14 protein-coding genes are annotated in these 15908 nt (G+C 64.4%); 11 read left to right on the top strand and 3 right to left on the bottom strand.

Features of this window, described 5'->3' with window-relative positions; translation table 11 throughout:
* The first annotated feature begins 83 nt into the window (after positions 1 to 83).
* The 10 genes from VM94_RS08140 (at position 84) to VM94_RS08095 (ending at position 11839) form a co-directional block, all read left to right on the top strand.
* On the top strand, positions 84 to 755 hold the full coding sequence (locus VM94_RS08140) for a PEP-CTERM sorting domain-containing protein (protein ID WP_046682980.1): 672 nt from the start codon (positions 84 to 86) through the stop codon (positions 753 to 755).
* An 82-nt stretch (positions 756 to 837) separates the two neighbouring features.
* Positions 838 to 2991 carry a type I secretion system permease/ATPase gene (locus VM94_RS08135; RefSeq protein ID WP_046682979.1) on the top strand — a complete coding sequence of 718 codons (2154 nt, stop codon included), beginning with the start codon at positions 838 to 840 and terminating at the stop codon, positions 2989 to 2991.
* Complete coding sequence (locus VM94_RS08130) at positions 2988 to 4301, top strand: HlyD family type I secretion periplasmic adaptor subunit (RefSeq protein WP_046682978.1); 1314 nt, start codon at positions 2988 to 2990, stop codon at positions 4299 to 4301. The genes VM94_RS08135 and VM94_RS08130 overlap by 4 nt, the downstream gene beginning before the upstream one ends.
* Positions 4301 to 5602 carry a TolC family protein gene (locus tag VM94_RS08125; protein ID WP_235432872.1) on the top strand — a complete coding sequence of 434 codons (1302 nt, stop codon included), beginning with the start codon at positions 4301 to 4303 and terminating at the stop codon, positions 5600 to 5602. Before VM94_RS08130 ends, VM94_RS08125 begins: the two co-directional genes overlap by 1 nt.
* A 105-nt stretch (positions 5603 to 5707) precedes the next feature.
* On the top strand, positions 5708 to 6985 hold the full coding sequence (locus VM94_RS08120; RefSeq protein ID WP_046682976.1) for a lipoprotein-releasing ABC transporter permease subunit: 1278 nt from the start codon (positions 5708 to 5710) through the stop codon (positions 6983 to 6985).
* 102 nt (positions 6986 to 7087) lie between these two features.
* Positions 7088 to 8353, top strand: coding sequence for a lipoprotein-releasing ABC transporter permease subunit (locus tag VM94_RS08115; RefSeq protein WP_046682975.1), 1266 nt, complete (start codon positions 7088 to 7090; stop codon positions 8351 to 8353).
* A gap of 16 nt (positions 8354 to 8369) precedes the next feature.
* Complete coding sequence (gene lolD, locus VM94_RS08110) at positions 8370 to 9095, top strand: lipoprotein-releasing ABC transporter ATP-binding protein LolD (RefSeq protein ID WP_035819561.1); 726 nt, start codon at positions 8370 to 8372, stop codon at positions 9093 to 9095.
* A 22-nt stretch (positions 9096 to 9117) separates the two neighbouring features.
* The gene (locus tag VM94_RS08105) at positions 9118 to 9915 is read left to right on the top strand and encodes a TatD family hydrolase (protein WP_046683131.1); all 798 of its coding nucleotides are present in this window, start codon (positions 9118 to 9120) and stop codon (positions 9913 to 9915) included.
* 7 nt (positions 9916 to 9922) lie between these two features.
* Positions 9923 to 11152, top strand: a complete 1230-nt coding sequence (locus tag VM94_RS08100; protein WP_052755625.1) for a PQQ-dependent sugar dehydrogenase — start codon at positions 9923 to 9925, stop codon at positions 11150 to 11152.
* Positions 11153 to 11365: 213 nt separating this feature from the next.
* Positions 11366 to 11839: a T6SS effector amidase Tae4 family protein gene (locus VM94_RS08095; RefSeq protein WP_046683129.1), complete on the top strand. Its 474-nt coding sequence runs from the start codon at positions 11366 to 11368 to the stop codon at positions 11837 to 11839.
* A gap of 16 nt (positions 11840 to 11855) precedes the next feature.
* On the opposite strand, the gene VM94_RS08090 is transcribed toward VM94_RS08095, so the two are convergent.
* A complete protein-coding gene (locus tag VM94_RS08090; RefSeq protein ID WP_046682974.1) occupies positions 11856 to 13841 on the bottom strand; it encodes a helicase-related protein in 1986 nt (661 codons plus the stop codon).
* Positions 13842 to 14217: 376 nt separating this feature from the next.
* The gene (locus VM94_RS28155) at positions 14218 to 14523 is read right to left on the bottom strand and encodes a hypothetical protein (RefSeq protein ID WP_138829119.1); all 306 of its coding nucleotides are present in this window, start codon (positions 14521 to 14523) and stop codon (positions 14218 to 14220) included.
* A gap of 221 nt (positions 14524 to 14744) precedes the next feature.
* Between VM94_RS28155 and VM94_RS28150 the strand changes: the two genes are divergently transcribed.
* Complete coding sequence (locus tag VM94_RS28150) at positions 14745 to 14933, top strand: hypothetical protein (RefSeq protein WP_138829118.1); 189 nt, start codon at positions 14745 to 14747, stop codon at positions 14931 to 14933.
* A 76-nt stretch (positions 14934 to 15009) separates the two neighbouring features.
* Here VM94_RS28150 and VM94_RS08080 read toward each other — a convergent pair whose 3' ends face one another.
* Positions 15010 to 15843, bottom strand: coding sequence for a class I SAM-dependent methyltransferase (locus VM94_RS08080; RefSeq protein WP_046682972.1), 834 nt, complete (start codon positions 15841 to 15843; stop codon positions 15010 to 15012).
* Positions 15844 to 15908 lie beyond the last annotated feature (65 nt).

Raw genomic sequence — 15908 nt, 5'->3', positions numbered from 1 at the left:
CCGCACCGGCGCGCCCGTCACGGGGCGCCGGTGCTTTCCATGCTTTTTTTTGCACACTTGATAATAGAAATAGGGAAACCACGATGAAACAATCCATGCACCTGTTCGTTCGCGGCGCCATCGCCGCAGCCACGTTCGCCCTTGCCAGCGGCAGCGCCCTGGCCGCCTCCAACCTGCAAGTCGTCGATTCGCACAGCGTCAGCCTGTTTACGGCTGCCGGCGGCGCCTTCGGCTCGGGCAGCGCCATCTCGCCGACCTTGTGGGAAGTCAAGTACGACAGCAACACCTTCCTGGCGTTTTGCCTCGATCCCCATGTCGCACTGAGCAACAATTCGAACAGCTACAGCAGCGGCGTCTTCGCCGCCAGCGATGCCGTCAAGCGCTTGTATGAAGGCTATTACGCCTCGTCCGTCGCGAACGTGTCGACCAGTGCCAACAGCGCCGCCGCCTTCCAGCTGGCCCTGTGGGAATTGAATAACGACAACACGAACCTGCTGACGGGCGACCTGCGTTTCAAAAGCCTGAGCAATGCCGTCGTCAGCCAGGCCAACACCATGCTGGGCGTGGCAACGGGCAATGGCGCCATCCAGAACCTGTACAGCTACACGAGCTTGAGCAGCGTCAACCCGGCTTCGCAAACCCTGCTGGCCGTGTCGCCAGTGCCGGAAGCGCAAACGTGGGCCATGCTGGTCGCGGGCCTGGGCCTGCTGGGCTTCATGGCGCGCCGCCGCAAGGGCGCTTCCGCGCTGAATTAATCATCGCTCATCGCGCAAGCGATAGCGTTCCCGCTGCGGCGCGCCCGACCGGCGCGCCGCAGCGTTTTATTGTGAATCCATCATGACCCCACCCCCCGACACTTCCACCGCTTCCGCCGGCATGTCTACCCATGCGCTCGCCGAGGCCATCGTCTTCCTGGCGCGCTTTTTCGGCGTGGCCGTGCAGGCCGAACGCCTGCGCGCCAGCGTGGCGGCCCAGGCCAGCCCGGCCGCCGCCGAGTTCCTCGACCAGGCGCTGGCGCAAGCCACCCTGGCCGGCACCGCGTTGCCGGCAGGCACGCCGCGTCGCCCCACGGAAATGCCGGCCTTGCTGCTGAACGGGGAAGGGCAGGCGCTGGTGATACTGTCTATTGCAGATGGCAAATATGAATGCCACGTGCCCGGCATCGAAGGCAGTGCCTGGCTGGACGCGGCCGCGCTGGCGCAGGAAGTGCCCGACGCACGCTGGGTGGCCGTGCGGCCCGTACTGTTTTTCGACCAGCGCAGCTTGCTCTACAGCATGCCGGTGGCGGGGCGCTGGTTCTGGGATGTCTTCAACCGCAACCGCTGGGTCTTCCGCTGGGCCCTGCTGGGCACCCTGGTGCTGAACGTCATCGGCGCGCTGGTGCCGTTCTATGCGATGGCCGTGTATGACCGCGTGATTCCGAACAATGCCACTTCCAGCCTGTGGGTGCTGACGATCGCCGTCGTGGTGCTGACGGGCTTCGAGCTGGCCCTGCGCCTGTTGCGCGGTGAACTGGTGGAAACGGCGTCGCGCCGCATGGACGTGGCGCTGTCGTCGAACATCTTTGCCCAGTGCTTGCGCCTGCGCGCGGCCAGCCGGCCCGCTTCCGGCGGCACCCTGGCCAATACCGTGCGCGATTTCGAATCCGTGCGCGAATTCTTTGCCTCGACCACCCTGACGACCCTGGGCGACTTGCCGTTTTTGCTGCTGTTCCTGCTGGTGATCGCCCTGGTCGGCGGCTGGCTCGTGCTCGTGCCGCTGGCCGTCATCCCGATTTTGCTGCTGGTGGCCTTTGCCTCGCGCGCGGCCCTGGCGCGCCACGTGGCCGCCTCGATGCAGGAAAGCGCGCAGCGCACGGCGCACCTGTTTGAAACCATGAATGGCCTCGACACCATCAAGGCGCTGGGCGCCGAAGCGTGGAGCCGGCGCAAGTGGGAAAGCCTGACGGTGGCCATCGCCGCCAACAGCGTCGAGACGCGCGAAATCGTCAGCCGCGTCAATTACATCAACACGGCCGTGCTGGCCCTGTCCGGCGTGGCCGTAGTGGCCACGGGCGCCTTGCTGATGGGCGAGCACCTGCTGACCCTGGGCCAGATCATCGCCGTGAGCATGCTGACGGGCCGCGCCCTCGCGCCCGTGAGCCAGATCGCGGGCCTGATCATGCGCTGGGAGCAGACCAAATTGTCCTACCACGCCCTCAATAAAATCATGGAAGCGCCGACCGATGACGACGCGGCCAGCCTGCAGGCGCCGCCCCTGTCCGGTCGCATCGAATTTCGCGACGTGGGCTTTGCCTACCCGAATTCGCCGCCGCTGCTCGATAAACTTAATCTGCATATCCGCCCCGGCGAACGGGTCGGCGTGATCGGCAAGCTCGGTTCCGGCAAGAGCACCTTGCTGCGCCTGCTGCTGAACCAGTACGGCCCGCAAAGCGGCAGCGTGCTGTTCGACGACCTGGCGAGCACCCAGTTGGAGCCTTTGAGCCTGCGCCGCCAGATCGGCTACGTGCCGCAGGACGTGACGCTGTTCCACGGCACCCTGCGCGAGAACATCGAACTGGGACGCAGCCAGCCTGACGACGCGTGCCTGCTCGACGCCATCCGCCTGGCCTGCCTCGACGACATCATTACCCAGCTGCCCAACGGCGTGGCGACGGAAGTGGGCGAGCGGGGCGAACGCCTGTCCGGCGGCCAGCGGCAAGCCGTGGCCATGGCCCGCGCCTTGCTCGCGAAACCGAGCATGCTGCTGCTCGATGAGCCGAGCAGCATGTTCGACCCGGCCACCGAGCAGCGCTTGATCTCCCGGCTGCGTACCTTGAAAGACACGACCATCGTGCTGGTCACCCACCGCATGGCCATGCTGGCGCTGGTGGACCGCCTGATCGTCTTCGACAAGGGGCGCATCGTGGCCGATGGCCCGCGCGATGAGGTCATGCGCGTGCTCAATAACCAGGCGGCCAGGCCTGCGGCGGAACAGGGAGTGGCGGCATGAGCGCCCTGAATGCCCGCCCGCTGCCGGCGGCCCACCCGGACCCGGAACGCGAACCGCAGCGCATCGTCCTGCGCATGCTGGCGCTGATCGCCGTATTGCTGGTGCTGGTGCTGGCCTGGGCCACCTTCGCCCAGCTCGACGTGTCCGTGAATGGCCGTGGCGCCATCACGCCGCCGTCGCACCTGCAGGAAGTGCAAAGCCTGGAAGGGGGCATCGTGCGTGAAATGCTGGTGAAACCGGGCCAGCGCGTGCGCCGCGGCGACTTGCTGCTGCGCCTGGACACGGCCCAGTACGAAGCCAACCTGGGCGCCAGCGTGCAAAACCGCCTGGCCGCGCTGGCGGGCAGGGCGCGCCTCGACGCGCTGCTGTCCGGTGGCACGCCCCAGTTTGCGCCGGAATGGCAGCAGGAGGCGCCCGATCTGATCGCCAAGGAAACGCAGTTGTGGCGCGATGGCCAGCGCGAATTCGCGTCGGCCACGGCGGCCGCGCGCGAAGGCGTGACGCGCCGGCGCGGCGAGCTGGCCGAGGCGCACAGCCGCATCGCCCAACTCGACACGGGCTTGAGAATCGCGCTGGAAAGCCTGTCGATCGAAGAGCGGCTGTTCAAGGAGGGCGCCGGTTCGCGCGGCGACTACCTGAATGCCCAGCAGCGCGTACAGCAGCAGCGCACGGAACTCGACGGCCTGCGCGCCTCCGTGCCGCGCCTGACGGCCACCCTGGCCGAGGCGCAGGCGCAGGCTGGCGAAGTGGAAGCGCGCATGCGCGGCCAGTGGGGCGCGCAGCGCAGCGAATATGAAACCAAGGCCGGCGCCCTGGCCAGCACGGTCAAGGGCCAGCAGGACCAGGTCAGCCGGCGCGACGTGACGGCGCCCGTCGACGGCGTCGTCAACCGCGTGCTGGTGGCAACCGTCGGCGGCGTGGCGCAGCCAGGCAAACCTATTCTGGAAATCGTGCCCGCCGACTCGGAAATGCTGATCTCCGTGCGCGTCAAGCCGTCGGACATCGGTTTTATCCATGTAGGGCAGCGCGCCTCGGCCAATGTGCTGGCGTATGACGCCACCACCTATGGACGCATGCAGGCGCAGGTGGTGCGCGTGGGTGCCGATGCGATTCCCGATGAACGCAACGAGCCTTATTTCGAGGTGCAGCTGAGTACCGACCGCAGCCAGTTGACGGCGCACGGCAAGGTGCTGCCGATTACGCCCGGCATGCCCGTCGACGTGGGCATCCTGACGGGGCGTCGCTCGGTGCTGCAATATGTGTTCAAGCCCGTGCTGCGCGGCTTGCAGTCTTCCCTGCAGGAGCGGTGATGCGCACTTTATTACTTTGCATGGCATTCGCCTGCGCCAACGCGGAGGCCCAAACGGCCCAGTCCACGCCACCGGCCGCTTTCCAGGCGCAGTCCGTACGCGGCTTGCCCGCCTTGCTGGCGCGCGCCGTGCCGCGCGATCCGCAGGTGGTGGCGGCGCAGGCGGCGCTGGCCACCACCGAGGCGCGCTACAAGCAGGCCCGCTCGCGTTTGTTCCCGACGGCGGCGCTGCAGGCCACGCGGGGGCGCAGCAATGACCTCGACGGCACCCTGGACGTCGAACGCCGCACGCATCAGGTGGAGGCGAGCGTGCGCTGGAATGTGTACAACGGCGGCGCCGACCGCGCCGAACTCGATGCGGCCGAGCGCGACATGGCGGGCGCCGCCTTCGACGTGGAGCGCGCGCGCGCGGACAGCGCGGAAAAGCTGGCCGAAGCGTATTTCGACATGCAGCGCCTGGAGCGCAGCCTGCAGCAATCGCAGGAACGCCTGCGCGACGTGACGCAGCTGGTGCGGCAGGTGACGCGCCAGGCGGAGCTGGGCAAAGCGTCGGAAGTGGACCGTGAACTGGCGCAAAGCTCGCAGCTGGACGCGGAACTGGTGCACGACGGCTTGCTCACGGACCAGCAGGCGGCGCGCATCAAGCTCGAAGCGCTGGCCTTCGAGCCGGTGGCACAGTTTGCCGATTTCGCGTTTGCGCCGCTGCCGGCGCAGGCTTTGGAAAACGCCGACACGCAGCAGACGCAGTTGCGCGCCGCGCGCGAGCGGGCGGCGGCGGCCCAGCTGCGCGTGCGTGGCGTGGCGGCCACCCTGGCCCCCAAAATCGACCTGAATGTCAGCCATCTGCTGAATAACAAGACCACGCCGCCGCCATCGACCATCCAGCAGCGGGGCTGGTCGGTGGGCGTTTCCTGGGAATTCCCGCTGGGCGGGGGCAGCCTGGCGCAGCGCGACGAGAGCATCAGCCGCGCCCAGGCGGCCGAGGCGGACGTGGCGCGCGCCGAGCAGGGCACGCGCGCCGACCTGGCCAGCACGCTGCCGCGCATCGCCAATGCGCAGCGCACCCTGGCCCTGCTCGACGAACAGGAAAAGAAGATGGCCTTCGTCGTGCGCGGCGGGACCATCCAGTACGAAGCGGGCCGGCGCAACCTGCAGCAAGTCATCCAGACGCGCGACAGCTACTTCACGATACAGCAGCGGCGCAGCGACCAGCTGCACCGTCTGACCCTGGCGCAGATGCGGCAATATGCGCTGGCAGGGCGGTTGCTGGCCGCGTTCGGCCTGGCGCAGGAGGAAAAATAGGGCAGGCGTGCGCGGTTTCACACATGGATCACGCAGACTTGATGCATGAAATGCCCATTGTGTGGCACACTGCGCGCTCGCATATCATCGTTGTCGCGGGAGCGCATGAGCATCATCAAACAATTTCCCTTCGAGTGGCAGGTCGGCGTGCGCTATACGCGCGCCGGGAAACGCAGTGGCCGCAACAGCTTCATTTCCTTCATCTCCCTCATTTCCGTGGCCGGCATCGGCCTGGGCGTGGCCGCCCTGATCGTCGTGCTGTCCGTCATGAACGGCTTCCAGAAGGAAGTCACGGACCGGCTCATGTCGGTGCTGGCCCACGTCGAGGTGTTCGATACCAGCGGCTCCATGCCGAACTGGCAGGCGCAGGAGCGCGCCGCCTACGCCAACCCGCAAGTCAAGGCCGTGTCGCCGTTCGTGGAAACCCAGGGCATGCTGCTCAACGACGAAACCATGCGCCCGTCCGTCGTGCGCGGCGTGCTGCCGCAACAGGAAGCCACCGTCTCCAGCGTGGCGAGCCAGATGAAGCACGGCAGTTTCAAGGATCTCACGCCAGGCTCGTACAACATCGTGCTGGGCATCGACCTGGCCAAGGCGCTCGACGTGAAAGTGGGGCAGAACGTCACCCTGATGCTGGAACGCGAGCCGAGGGCGGGTGATCCGGCCAACGGCATCGTCATGCCGCGCATGCGCGCGCTCAAGGTGGCCGGCATCTTCGAGGCGGGCCACAATGAACTCGATGGCAGCCTGGCCTTCGTCAACATGCAGGACGCCGAACAGCTGCTGCAGCTCGACGGCCCGTCCGGCCTGCGTTTGCGTTTGCATGACATGAACAAGGCGCCGCAAGTGGCCCGCGAACTCAAGGCGTCGATGCCGGGCCAGCTGTGGATGCGCGACTGGTCGCGCGCCAGTGCCAGCTGGTATGCGCTGGTGCAAAGCCAGAAGAACATGATGTTCATCATCCTCAGCATGATCATCGCCGTGGCCGCGTTCAACCTCGTCTCGACCCTGGTGATGTCGGTCACCGACAAGCAGGCCGACATCGCGATTTTGCGCACCCTGGGCGCCTCGCCATTCTCCATCATGAAGATTTTCATGATCCAGGGCGCGCTGGTCGGCTTGCTGGGGAGTGCTTTGGGCGTGATCGGCGGCGTCGTGCTGGCGCTGAACGTGGGCGTCATCGTGCCTTTCATCGAAGGCATCTTCGGCCTGCACTTCATCTCGAAGGAAATCTACCAGATCAGCGCCGTGCCGTCCGACGTGCATTGGCTGGACGTGGCGCAGATCGGCCTGATCGCCTTTGGCCTGGCGCTGATGGCGACCATCTACCCGAGCTGGCGCGCCGCGCGTGTCAAGCCGGCCGAGGCGCTGCGCTACGAATAGCTGGCTTGTAAAACCGGGGTCAGACCCGCCGGGTCTGACCCCAGCCCTTCGCTTTAAGGGCTAACGCGATGATATGTTGCTTACAAAAGAATTAATGAATCAATGAGCATGTTAAAAAATCTTCCTTTCGAATGGCTGGTCGGCCTGCGCTACACGCGGGCCGGCAAGCGCAGTGGCCGCAACAGTTTTATCTCCTTTATCTCGCTCATTTCCATGGCCGGCATCGGCCTGGGCGTGGCGGCGCTGATCGTCGTGCTGTCCGTGATGAACGGCTTCCAGAAGGAAGTGACGGACCGCATGCTGTCCGTGCTGGCCCATGTGGAAGTGTTCGACAACAGCGGCAGCATGCCGGACTGGCGCGCCGAAGCGGCGCAAGCGTTCAAGAATCCGGCCGTGAAGGGCGCCGCGCCGTTCGTGGAAACGCAGGGCATGCTGCTGCGCGACGATGCGCTGCGCCCCGCCATCGTGCGCGGCGTGCTGCCCGAGGAAGAGCCGAACGTGTCCGACGTGGCCGGCCAGACGCGCATGGGCAGCTTCAAGGCGCTGCAGCCGGGCACCTTCAATATCGTGCTGGGCATCGAGCTGGCGCGCGCCTTGCGCGTCAACCTCGGCGAAAAAGTCACCTTGATGCTGGCGCAGGGCCAGGTCACGCCGGCTGGCGTGCTGCCGCGCATGCGCAGCTTTACCGTCAGCGGCATCTTCCAGGCGGGCCACAATGAATTCGACGCGGGCCTGGCCTTCATCAATATCGAGGATGGCCAGCGTTTGCTGCGCCTTGACGGCCCATCGGGCCTGCGTCTGCGCCTGGCCGACATGAACCAGGCGCCGCAAGTGGCGGCGGAACTGAAAAAAACCATGCCGGGTGACCTGTGGCTGCGCGACTGGTCGAAGCTGAACGCCAACTGGTTCGCTGCCGTGCAGACGGAAAAGCGCATGATGTTCATCATCCTGACCCTGATCATCGCGGTGGCCGCCTTCAACCTGGTCTCGACCCTGGTGATGACGGTGACGGACAAGCAGGCCGATATCGCGATTCTGCGCACCCTGGGCGCTTCGCCCCGTTCCATCATGAAGATCTTCATGATCCAGGGCGCGCTGGTGGGCATCCTGGGCACGATCCTGGGCGTGGGCGGCGGCGTGCTGGTGGCGATGAACATCGACGTCATCGTGCCGTTCATCGAGCATTTGCTGGGCGTGCAGTTCCTTTCCAAGGACATCTATTTCATCAGCACCGTGCCGTCCGACCTGCGCTGGCCCGACGTCACCAAGATCGGCGTGCTGGCCGTGATCCTCGCCTTTTTGGCGACCCTGTACCCAAGCTGGTGGGCTGCCCGCGTGAAACCTGCGGAAGCCCTGCGCTATGAATAAACCACTGACGACTACCATGACCGATCTGAACAAACCTGCCTCCAACGGCGCTTCCGCCGATTCCGCCGTCCTTTCCTGCCGCGGCCTGGGCAAGACTTTCACGCAGGGCAGCTACAAAGTGCAGGTGCTGGCCGGCATCGACATCGACGTCCACCGCGGCGAGCGGGTCGCCATCGTCGGCGCATCCGGCTCCGGCAAATCGACCTTGCTGCACTTGCTGGGCGGCCTCGATACGCCCACCAGCGGCAAAGTCACCCTGCTGGGCAAGGACTTCGCCACCCTCAGCGAAAAGGCGCGCGGCGACTTGCGCAATGCCTCGCTGGGGTTTGTCTACCAGTTCCACCACCTGCTGCCCGAGTTTTCCGCACTCGACAACGTCGCCATGCCCTTGATGATACGGCGCATGAAGCGCGCGCCCGCCACCGAGCTGGCGCAGCAGATCCTTACGCGCGTGAACCTGGCCAAGCGGGTCACGCACACGCCCGGTGAATTGTCTGGCGGCGAGCGCCAGCGCGTGGCCCTGGCCCGCGCTCTCGTCACGCAGCCGGCCTGCGTGCTGGCCGATGAACCGACGGGCAATCTCGATCACGCCACGGCCGAACAGATTTTCGACCTGATGCTGGAACTGTCGCGCACCCTGGGCACGGCCTTCGTCATCGTCACGCACGATATCGAGCTGGCCAAGCGTTGCGACCGCGTGCTGCGCCTGACGGACGAAGGGCTGCAACCTTATCAATACTGAGCAATACTAAGGAACCGCCATGCTGTGGATCGACACGCACTGCCACCTCGACGCGCATGAATTCGGCAGCGAATCGCTGCAGGTGGCGGCGCGCGCGCAGCAGCAGGGCGTGGGCATGATCGTCATTCCCGCTATCGAACGGGCCAATTTCGCCATCGTGCGCGACATGGCGGCAGCGGCGCCCAACGCCGGCTATGCGCTGGGCATCCACCCGATCTACGTGCCGCACGCCACCGAAGACGATTTGATCGCCCTGCGCGATGCCGTGGCGCTGGCCATGAATGACCCGCGTTTTGTCGCCATCGGCGAAATCGGCCTCGATTTCTTCATCCCCATGCTGTGCGAACCGGCCATGCGCGTCAAGCAGGAGCATTTTTTGCGCGAGCAATTGAAAATCGCCCGCGATTTCGATTTGCCCGTGCTGGCCCACGTGCGACGCTCGCAGGATATCGTCCTCAAGCACGCGCGCCAGATTCGCCCGAACGGCGGCATCGCCCATGCCTTCAATGGCAGCTTCCAGCAGGCGCAGGGCTATATCGACCTGGGTTTCAAGCTGGGGTTCGGCGGCGCCATGACGTTTACGCGCGCCTTGCAGATACGCCGCATGGCCACGGAGTTGCCTTTGGCCGCCATCGTGCTGGAGACGGACGCGCCCGATATTTCCCCTGCCTGGGTCCACCCTGGCCGCAACAGCCCCGAAGAATTGCCGCGCATCGGCGCCGTGCTGGCCGAGCTGCGCGGCCTGGCATTGGCCGACGTGGCCGTTGCCACCAGCGCCAACGCGCGCGCCGTACTGCCCCGACTACCCTTGATGGAATGAGACCGCAATGAACAACAAGATCATCCTGGCCGCCTGCCTGTCCGGTGCGTTTGCTCCCGCCATGGCGGCGCAAAGCGCCCAGTGCGACGGCATGCCCCGCCTCGACGTCACCACGCCGGCCGGCTTTTGCGTGGCCGTGCTGGCCGATGGCCTGAAGTTCCCGCGTGGCGTGCTGCCGCTGACGAATGGCGACATCCTCGTCACGGACATGGTGGGCTGGGCGCCGAAGCAGGGTAAATTGTGGCTGTTGCAGCCCAAGGCGGCCGGTGGCGGCTACGAGCGCAAGCTGCTGCTCGACAAGCTCGATCGCCCGAACGGCATCGTGCAGGGGCCGGACGGCATGGTCTATGTGGGCGAGGTGGGACGCATCTTCCGCTTCGACCTGCGCGACACCACCCGAAAGCTCACCGACGTGATCGGCGGCACGTCCAAGACGCCGCGCCTGCCGGGCCTCGGTTTGCACCTGCTGACGAACATGCGCTTCAGCCCCAAGGGCGACCTGTACGTGAACGTGGGCTCGAGCACCGACCATTGCGAGAACGACGGCAAGGCGCCCGATCCGGCCAAGGCCTGTCCTTCGGCGGAGGGGCTGGAAGCGCTGGGCGCCATCCGCGAATACACGATGGCCTGGCCGGCTGGCACGGTGACGAGCTGGCGCACGCATGCGCGCGGCTTGCGCAACTCGATGGCGCTGGCTTTTCACCCTGCGACGGGCGAGCTGTGGCAGGCGGAAAACGCGCGCGACGCCATCCAGGCCGCCATGCCTCAGTTGAAAAGCGACGAAAACCTGCCGCACGAGGAACTGAATCTGATCAAGGCCGACCGGCACTACGGCTGGCCGTACTGCTATGACGACAATGTCGCTAGTCCCGAATATCCGAAGACGGCTTGCGACGCCCAATACGCGGCGCCGCAGCGCTTGCTGCCCGGCCACGCCGCACCGCTGGGCATGACCTTTTACACGGCCAGCCGCTTCCCGGCGCTGTACAAGAATAGCCTGATCATCGGCTACCACGGCTACCGCAGCAACGGCCACCGCCTGGTGGCCCTGCTGCCCGACAAGGCCGGCGCGCCGCTGGGAAAATCCGTCGAACTGATCGGCAACTGGGAGCGCAAGGGCAAGCAGGGCAGGGGCGCGCCCGTGGACGTGAAGCTGGGGCAGGATGGCGATATCTATATGGCTGACGACCATAATGGGTTGGTGCTCAAGTTGCATTACGAGGTGGCCAAACCATAACTTTCACCGGTCTCGTACGTGTAGGTCGGATTAGCGGGGCAACGCCGCGCGTAATCCGACATCATTGTTGGCTTTATTGGTGTTGTCGGGTTGCGGCCTTTGGCCTAACCCGACCTACCGGACCAATGCTTGACCTCGCTCAGTGCGGGGCTGCCGCATCCTCCTACAATCGGCCTGATGTTCCCTGTCGACCAGGGGCAACGGGAGGCTGGCGTGAAACCTGCATTCATCAAGCTGCGTGACAATTACGCGAGCGTGGCGGCCGTCGACCAGGCGGCCCTGTTCCGCGAAATCGGATGGGAAGACTTGATCGGCAAGGACAGCTTTGCCAACACCTGCGCCATCCGCGTCAGCCTGGCCCTGATCAAGGCCGGCGTCCAGGTCAAGGGCCGCATGGCCATCCGCAGGGGGCCATTCAAGGGGGCGCTGATCGAACCGGGACAGGCCAAGTTGTCGCACATGCTGGCCAGCCCATCGATGTTCGGCGTGCCCGAAAAATTCAGCAGCGATGCGGCCATGGAGGGCATCGGCCAGCGCCAGGGCCTCGTCGCCTTCTTCCGCATTCCAGGCTACCTGGGCGGCGCGGGCGGGCATATCGACATCCTGCTGCCCTCCATCGGCGTGAAAATCTGCGGCACCGAGTGCTACTGGGACTGCGGCGAGGTCTGGTTCTGGCCCCTCGGTTGACGCTTACTTTTTACGCCTATTTGAACTTCTTCGAGCGTCCCCGCGACGCCGCATTGTGCGCGCGCAGGATGGAGTCGACCCGCTCGGACGCGTCGCGCGACAGGTTTTGCGCCACGGAGATATCGGGGAAGAATTCGGGCAGGCGGTAGCTGAGCCACGCATAGGCCGAGTAGTAGCGGCAAGTGTCTTCCACCTGCTGCAGATTCTGCGTGCCGCCGCCGTACGCATGCTGGCGCAAGGTGCTCGTTTTTCCCTGCGACAGATTCTTCGCCCAGTGTTCCCACGCCGTTTGCAGGGACGGCACCTTGCTCGATATCGGCACCAGCGACAGGGTGAACTTGTCGGCCACGGACAGGGGCAGGGTGTCGAGCCAGACGGCACGCTCCTTCTGGTCTTCCGTGATACGGGGAAAGAAGAAGCCGTCCGGCACATCGATATTGTGGATGAAGCGGCGCAGCAGCTTGGACAGCGACAGCTCGCCCGTCACCGATGAAATACGGTGCAGATGTTCGAGCGACGGCGCCACGGCAAAGCCGCTCGTGTTCAGCGGGTGCAGCTTTTCCTTGAGAAGGGCGCGCATCACTTCATGCGTTTCGTTGTCATAGCCGGCCACGAGGCCCTCTTCATGCACGCCGTAGCGGCCCGCGCGCCCGGCGATCTGGCGCGCCAGCGCGGCTGAAATCTCTTCCTCTTCGCGGCCATTGTATTTGACGCAGGTGGTCATCACGATGCGCGCGATCGGCATGTTCAGGCCCATCGCCAGCGCATCCGTACCGACGACGATATCGGCCGTGCCGTCGCGGAAGCGCTGCGCCTGCGCGCGCCGCACTTCGGGCGACAGGTTGCCGTAGACGGTGGCCACCGACAGCCCCGTTTCCGTGATCATGTCGCGCCACATCAGCACTTCGCGGCGCGAAAAGGCGATGACGGCGTCGCCGCGGCGCAGGTTGCGCACCTTGCGCACGGCCGTCGGCTCCATCGACAGGGGCGCCATGCGTTTCAAGACATGCACTTCCAGCGGGCATTCCAGGCGCTCGGCCAGCGCTTCGATGGCGCGCCGCGCTTCGGGCGCTCCTACCAGATACACGGTGTGGGCGGGCGCGCCGCACACGGCCGCCGTCCATGCGGCGCCCCGGTCAGGGTCGGCCAGCATCTGGATTTCATCGATGACGGCCACTTCCACGACGGTTTTCGTGTCCAGCATTTCCACCGTGCTGGCCACGTGCGTGGCGCCGTCGACGACCCGGCGCTCCTCGCCCGTGATCAGGCTCACGGCCAGCGGTTTGCCATGCGGCGCGGCTTCCTGCAGGCGTTCGTAGTTTTCCAGGGCCAGCAAGCGCAATGGCGCCAGGTAGATGCCGCTCTTGGCCTTGACCAGCGCTTCCATGGCGCGGTGCGTCTTGCCGGAATTCGTGGGACCCAGCAGCGCGACGAAGCGGCGCGGCAGGCGGCGCGCCATCTCGAACGAGGCGGGGTATTCGGCCAGGTTGATGCTCTGGCGCGTGCGCGCCGCGTGCTGTTCTTCCTGCTGGCGTTCGATGGCGTGATGGAAGCGCTGGCGGATGCGGTCGAACACCATGCCGGCCGGCTCCGACGTCTGCATGTCGGCCAGTGTGTGCAGGAAAACCATCGGGTCCGTGTCCACATCCTCGCTCAGGCCCGCGATATCGGCGACGAAATCGATCACGTGCTGGCGCAGCTCCTCGAAGACGGCCGCGCTGGCCCGTTCTCGCACGAGGGCCAGCTTGGCCTCGCGGTCCATCTTGCGCCACTTGGCCGGCCGCGCCAGCACGCCTTGGCTTGGTACGAGCGCATACGGCACCACCAGGTGGCCGGCCTTGACCACGCCGGAAAAGCGCACGAAGACGCGGCCTTCCATCTTGACGAGGCGGATATGCTCGGCCAGTTCCCCCAGTTCCGCGACGAGGGTGGCGTCGTTATTGTCTTCGCTGCTGTCGGAGATGTCGGTGGAAGTGTCGGGAGGAAGTGCGGAGGAAGTCATGTCGTGCCTGGGTGTTGAAGTAAGCGAGGCCGATTATACCGTGCGCCGGGCAAAGATTTTTCCCGGCGCACGGAGTGCTTGTTGCCGTAGCGCTGATTTTTAAAGTACTGATTCCCTGGCCCGGATAAGAAACTGGCAGGCATTGAGTGCGGCGTTTCCCCTCTGATGAATCACTTTTCTTGAACACCAAACGGGAATGCGATATCTGGTGCTTTGTGCTCATCGGTTTATTTTTGCTGGATTTTATTCAACTGGAAATTTTATAAATATATTTTTATTAATTTTTTTTTATTTTGTGAATTTTATTATGAAGACTTAACTGTCGATAATGACAAAGAGTAAGTTTTCATTGATATTAAGAGTGATGATATTCGTATCATGTGCGCATTGTTTTCTTGCGCTTGCCAGACAATGAGTCATTGCCGTCGCTCTGCCATGCGACAGCAGCAGCCGGCATGACTGAATAAACCTTCCAGTTCTGTCGATTTAAAATGAGGCAATACGGCACCGTTTCCGTATCGCGGCTGTATTTGTCATTGCATGAGGAATTATCCGATGGTGCTAAATGAAATTTAATTATCTTGACAATTAATAATGGCGAGCTGATTATGGACTCATATTTCGCGAGGAGAAATTTTTGCCTGTTTTCAACATATCGGAAATTGGCGGCGATGCGCGGCATTATTCTGGCTGCTGGTCTGGCTATCAGCTGGGGCGCGCCGCGTTTAGATGAACGGCTTTGATTTGGCGGTGCTCCAGTATCCTTTGGCGGCCGCAGGACTTTTCACTTCGCGCTGACGCACGGCCAGCTTGCGATGACACCCGACATACTTGTGTATGTAGCCCTGCGCCAGTGGATGGCGCGCGCAGGGATTCATCAGCCATCCAACTTTGGAGAACACCATGAATAAAAAGCTCGCTGCATTTCTTTTTGCGTCAGGTCTCGGTTTGGCGGTGACTGCGACGCCAGCCTTTGCAAGCTGCTATAGCGCCTGCGCTGCCGAATGGCGGGCTTGCATTGCTGGCGGTACCGCTCAAGCAGAGTGCAACGCCGAACGGTCCGCCTGCCAGCAAACCTGCAATGGACAGTAGCAGTGCTGTGCGCCGTGGCAGCCACTATCGCGGCCTTTTGCAGGTGATGCGGACAGTCACTGGCGACGATGGGAGTTTAGACCGCCCGTGCGCGTACGGCGCGTAGCCCCCAGCCGGTGGCGATCAATCCGTCACCGGCTTGCAGCGGCGCCACGGCGTCCAGGAACGCGTTGCGCAGGCGCTGCCTGGCTCCGTCGTGCAGGCGGTCGATATCGTAGGTTTCCAGCAGGGCCGTCCACAGTTCAGCCGGCGTGGGCGTCCATGATACGTCGATGTTGTCGAATTCAACGTCTGTAAAACTGCCATCGAGCAACTCGCGCCATCCTGCTTCGGACCCTGTGCGCCGGTCGCCGAAGCGCAGCGGGGGCAGCTCGGTGCTGGCGATCGGTTTGAACACGCGCATGAAAACCTCGTTGACTTCGCCCAGCAAGAAAGTCCGGCCGACGATGGCCGCGAACTGGCCGCCGGGGCGCAGCACGCGGCGCATTTCCCGCACGACTTGCTCGATGTCGTCCATCAGCATCAGCGCCATGTGCGAGACGAGATAATCGACGCTGGCCGACGGCAGATCGAGCGCCTGGCCGCGTCCATACAGCAGCCGCACGGAGGCGGGCAGGGCGGCGCGCGCGGCGGCCAGTTCACTCTGGCTCATGTCGACGCCCAACAGTTGCAGCCGGGGTTGCCGCCTGGCCGCCAGCAAACCCAGCAGATGGCCGTCGCCGCAGGCCAGGTCGAGCACGCTCAATGGCCTGTCCACGGCCGGTACCAGGCTGGTCAGCACTTCGTAGGACGAGGCCCAGTTGCCGGCGGGGGAGCTGGCTGGCAGATGGGCAAACGCGGCGCTGGTCGCACCCACTTGCCTTTGATGAAAGTCCTGCAAATAGGTTTCGGCCGCTGTCAGTGGGGTCATGCAAGATCCGCTAAGTCGTGGCGCCTGGGCGCCGGATGGCCATCTTAGCATGGGGGAAGTTTCGC

Origin of the sequence: Janthinobacterium sp. KBS0711 (assembly GCF_000988085.1) — a bacterium.
Lineage (GTDB): Bacteria > Pseudomonadota > Gammaproteobacteria > Burkholderiales > Burkholderiaceae_D > Janthinobacterium > Janthinobacterium lividum_E.
The sequence above is the reverse complement of the archived record's forward strand: the minus strand, read 5'-3'. Positions and strand labels throughout refer to the sequence as shown.